At 40.0% G+C, this 2,167-nt stretch carries 3 protein-coding genes; 2 read left to right on the top strand and 1 reads right to left on the bottom strand.

Annotated features, from left to right (window positions below):
- The coding region (locus H5072_RS17560) for a DEAD/DEAH box helicase (protein ID WP_182694283.1) at positions 1-292 on the bottom strand (292 nt) is incomplete at its 3' end.
- A gap of 91 nt (positions 293-383) precedes the next feature.
- Between H5072_RS17560 and trxA the strand changes: the two genes are divergently transcribed.
- The gene (trxA, locus tag H5072_RS17555; RefSeq protein ID WP_002960942.1) at positions 384-710 is read left to right on the top strand and encodes a thioredoxin TrxA; all 327 of its coding nucleotides are present in this window, start codon (positions 384-386) and stop codon (positions 708-710) included.
- Between the two features lie 186 nt (positions 711-896).
- On the top strand, positions 897-2,156 hold the full coding sequence (gene rho, locus H5072_RS17550; protein WP_002960945.1) for a transcription termination factor Rho: 1,260 nt from the start codon (positions 897-899) through the stop codon (positions 2,154-2,156).
- Positions 2,157-2,167: the final 11 nt, after the last annotated feature.

Here is a 2,167-nt window from a genome sequence, read left to right as displayed (position 1 = left end):
GTATCTGAATCGCAAGCTCCCGAGTAGGGGCCATGATCAGGGCTCTTGGATGTTTACTAGGTGCTTTGCTAGATTGTAATAACCGATGGCACGTGGCGGTTAAAAACGCCAACGTTTTGCCTGTACCCGTTTGAGCTTGGCCCGCGATATCGCGTCCATCACAAATAAAAGGTAGGCATTTTGCTTGAATAGGTGTGCAATATTCAAACCCATTCTCGGTTAAACCGGCAACCACTTCCGGTGCGATAGCAAAGTCTGAAAACTTTTTATCGGTTAAATGTGTCTTAGTCATAGCGTTTAAGCATAACGTTTAAACTTGCAATAAGAAACAAGAGTGTTTAAATACGCACTAAATATTTCGCCTAACTAAATCGGAGAGCGCAATGAGCGAGAAAATAATCCAAATTACTGACGATAGCTTTGAAGCTGACGTATTACAATCAGACAAACCAGTACTAGTAGATTTCTGGGCTGAATGGTGTGGACCTTGTAAAATGATCGCCCCTATTCTTCACGAAGTTGCTGATGAATACGACAGCCGTGTGACTGTTGCTAAATTAAATATAGACCAAAATGCTGGCACACCGCCAAAGTTTGGTATTCGTGGTATCCCTACTTTACTTCTTTTTAAAGATGGCCAAGTAGCTGCAACGAAAGTAGGTGCTCTTTCAAAAACTCAACTTATCGAGTTTTTAGAAAACAACATCTAACGGTAAGCTAGAACAATAAAAAGGGCTTTTTTGCCCTTTTTTAAATTTATTTTGTATAAAGACTGGACGCTTTGCCAGTGAACTGCTAGTTTATAAAGCCAACTAATCCTTAGTTATATTCAACAAACCTCACTCAACGATCAAAGCGATTTTGAGTATGACAACTGTAATAAAGAACCCACCAATATGCATTTACGCGAATTAAAAGACAAGTCGATTAAAGAGCTTGTAGACTTAGCTGAGTCCATGGGGCTCGAAAACGTAGCCCGCTTAAGAAAGCAAGATATCATTTTTGCCATTCTTAAATCCCATGCCAAAGGCGGAGAGAATATCTTCGGCGGCGGTGTATTAGAGATTTTACAAGATGGTTTCGGCTTCTTAAGATCATCAGAAGCCTCTTACTTAGCTGGGCCAGATGACATTTATGTTTCACCTAGCCAAATTCGCCGTTTCAGCATGCGTACTGGCGATTCAATTTCAGGCCTTATTCGTCCACCTAAAGACGGTGAACGTTACTTTGCTTTACTCAAAGTAAATGAAGTTAACTTTGATAAACCTGAAAACTCTCGAACTAAAATTCTTTTTGAAAACCTTACTCCACTACATGCAAACGAACGTTTTCGCATGGAACGTGGTAACGGCAGTAAAGAAGATATTACAGCCCGTGTACTTGATTTAGCATCTCCAATTGGTCGCGGCCAACGTGGCTTGTTAGTAGCTCCGCCAAAAGCGGGTAAAACAATGCTACTTCAAAACATTGCACAATCAATTACGCATAATCATCCTGATGTAACATTAATGGTTTTACTTATTGATGAACGTCCGGAAGAAGTAACAGAGATGCAACGCCTAGTAAAAGGTGAAGTTATTGCATCAACGTTCGATGAGCCAGCTTCTCGTCACGTACAAGTTGCCGAAATGGTTATCGAAAAAGCAAAACGTTTAGTTGAACATAAAAAAGATGTTGTTATCTTATTGGATTCAATCACTCGTTTAGCACGTGCTTATAACACCGTTATTCCTTCATCAGGTAAAGTACTTACTGGTGGTGTTGACGCTAACGCATTACACAAGCCTAAGCGCTTCTTTGGTGCTGCACGTAACGTTGAGGAAGGTGGTAGCTTAACAATTATAGCTACAGCGCTTATCGATACTGGCTCTAAAATGGATGAAGTTATCTACGAAGAGTTTAAAGGTACTGGTAACATGGAACTTCACCTTAACCGTAAAATTGCGGAAAGACGTGTATTCCCTGCTATCGACTTTAATCGTTCAGGCACTCGTCGTGAAGAATTACTAACAAAACCAGATGAGCTTCAAAAGCTTTGGATTTTACGTAAAATTGTTCATGACATGTCAGAAATTGATGCAATGGAATTCTTAATCGATAAACTATCGATGAGCAAAACCAATGATGAATTTTTTGATTCGATGAGACGCCAATAAAGCGTTTTAGC

The sequence above is a fragment of the Pseudoalteromonas sp. SR45-5 genome (assembly GCF_014163565.1).
In the GTDB taxonomy this organism is placed as follows: Bacteria; Pseudomonadota; Gammaproteobacteria; order Enterobacterales; family Alteromonadaceae; genus Pseudoalteromonas; species Pseudoalteromonas distincta.
The sequence above is the reverse complement of the archived record's forward strand: the minus strand, read 5'-3'. Positions and strand labels throughout refer to the sequence as shown.